The 2,269-nt window shown below is 57.4% G+C and carries 2 protein-coding genes; one reads left to right on the plus strand and one right to left on the minus strand.

From position 1 onward, the window contains the following. Positions 1-240: 240 nt before the first annotated feature. Complete coding sequence (locus ACRCYW_RS20145; protein WP_438551779.1) at positions 241-411, minus strand: hypothetical protein; 171 nt, start codon at positions 409-411, stop codon at positions 241-243. 303 nt (positions 412-714) lie between these two features. On the opposite strand from ACRCYW_RS20145, the gene ACRCYW_RS20150 reads away from it, so the two are divergent. Further along, positions 715-1,110, plus strand: coding sequence for a hypothetical protein (locus tag ACRCYW_RS20150; RefSeq protein WP_438551780.1), 396 nt, complete (start codon positions 715-717; stop codon positions 1,108-1,110). Positions 1,111-2,269: the final 1,159 nt, after the last annotated feature.

Consider the following 2,269-nt stretch of genomic DNA (forward strand, 5'->3'; position numbering starts at 1 on the left):
ATGCATTTTTGGCGTCACACTGTTTGACTTTGCGTCCCATAGAGACTGCTAGGCCAGTGAGAGCTCTAATGGTGTGTTTCATTACGACTGGGGTGAAGAGATCATTCTTCGTCCAGTATCGGTCTGCGGCGTTGCCCATCACCACGGTTCGAGACTTTGCACGGACTGGGTTCCCTGCGCCATCGGTTTTAACTGTATGAATGCACATGGTGGGGGTGGCAGTGATGTTGTGCTTAGCCTTCAACCGTTGGTACTCATTTCGAGGATGACCTCATAGGTGTCCAGGGAGATGAGACCATCCCGTTCTTTGTTGTAGGACAGCAGCCAGGTGGCATAGTCCGGGTGATCCTTGTCCTTAAGTGCTTGCCACAGGAAGCGGGGGCAAGGGGAGGTGAGGTTCCGCGCGGACACATGTCGGGCATGTCCTCGGAAGTGAGCTCCGGAGCGGGTGCCAGTGGTAGTGCCCAGGCTGCCGGTGAAGGGCTGGGACCAGTCCCGGCCAGTGCGGTCGGGGGAGGGACTGTGGGTTTCAGGGTCGGAGCGGAGGAATGGGCTGGCACTCACATCATGTCCCAGGGACATGACTCCTTCATTGAACATTGATCGCCAATGTGACAGGAAGTCAGGCAGCTCTATCTCGGTTACTCGGCGGCCACCCTCGTCATGTTGGGTGAATGCCCAGGTGTACCTTTCCGTGAGCTCCAGGGTGCCTAGTTGGCGTTGGCCATTGTTGCTGTATCCAACCTTCTGCCCAGCGCGGAGCCAGGTAGGGTGAAGGGGGTGAATCGGGTCCCGTTGGGTGGGATCAAAGTCAGGGTCCTCGGGGTCAGGGAGCTCATGGGGCTCACATTCTGCTGGGGCAAAGATGTGTTCCGCGGGAACATCAGAGCAGTGGCCATTCTCCCACTCCACTCGGTAGAGTGGGTGGATGCTGGGGACTGGGATGGAGACGATGGTTCCCTTGATGTGAGGGGCCTCGCCGCTCTCAGTGGCTGGACCTTCTGGCTGTATCAGTACCATGTCTCCCAGGGAGTGGGGGGTGCTGGATTCCGCTGGGGGGGAAAGCACAGTAAGGTTGAACCCACCATCATTGAGAAGTTCAGGGACTAGGGTCCGGACTTGCTTGTTGGGATCCAGGGTGTAGTCGGATGCCACACTAAACTGCTGTGTCTCGGGGGACCAGAACAGCATACCATTGGCATCAGTACTACGGCCAACGGCAATGCCTGGGAAGGTCTGTGCTTGGAACTTCGTCCGAGCTACAGTGCTGCCACGGATGGAATCCCTTTCACGCTTGAAGTATCCGATAGATCCGAATGGGACGAGGGTGCGTAGGTCTGGTTTTTGGCCGTAGTAGAGCTCGAACGGGGTGATGTACAGCGGGCCGTCATGGTCAGGATGGTCGACTTCGAGCGGGATTACGTTCATACGCTCAAACGCCGCCCTGAGCGCCCAGAACCAGAATTTGCGGGGTAAGTTTGCCTCTTGGAGGTATGAGCGGGCCACGCGGACGGCGGTGGCCCAGTGGCGTTCCACCAATCCGTTTTGGGAGTGTCGGTAGGGGACAGACGATAGGATCTTGATACCCTTACTAAGGAGCAATCGCTTGACGTCCCCTCTGATGATAGAGGTGTCAAAGTCGGTGAGCATGCGTACCAGCTGGGAGGTTCGATCTGGACCGATGTCAGCGAAGTACTGTTGGAAAGCCGCGGCAAGAGTGGCGCCACTTTTGTCCCGGAGCCCATAGCTCCAACACTGGCGGGATCCAGCGTCAATGATGACTAAGGCATATTGATGGCCACCAGGGGAAACACCATCGCCATAACCAATGTCCACACAGATGGTGTGTCCCGGTGGGGGAATTTGCGCCTTCTTACCACGACGGTTGCGCCGGATATTGACCAGATCCCCAATGGAGATTGGCTTCTCCTTAAGGTTGGCAACGCTACCCCCCTCGCAAGCCTTGGTGAGGATGGACCAGTCACAAAAGGTGCGATTGCCAAATAGCTTGTGGAGTTCGTTGTCAGTGAAGCGTTTGGAAGGTGACCCAGAGTCCGGAACGTACTGGGAGGGGACATCGCGGGTGGAGGACGAGTCATTATTCTGGGAGAAAGGGAGGAAGCAACGGGGACCGCCGCCTGTACCTTGGAAGGAGTACCCAAATCCAGGTGTGTTGGTGGCCGGGGCTCCCTGGAAAGTGAGCTCGTCGGTAGAGCCAACAAGGAGGGATGAGATGAAGTCCGGGCAGCGACCAGGTGGGGCGGGAGAG

Source organism: Aeromonas sp. (assembly GCF_051657805.1).
GTDB lineage: Bacteria > Pseudomonadota > Gammaproteobacteria > Enterobacterales > Aeromonadaceae > Aeromonas.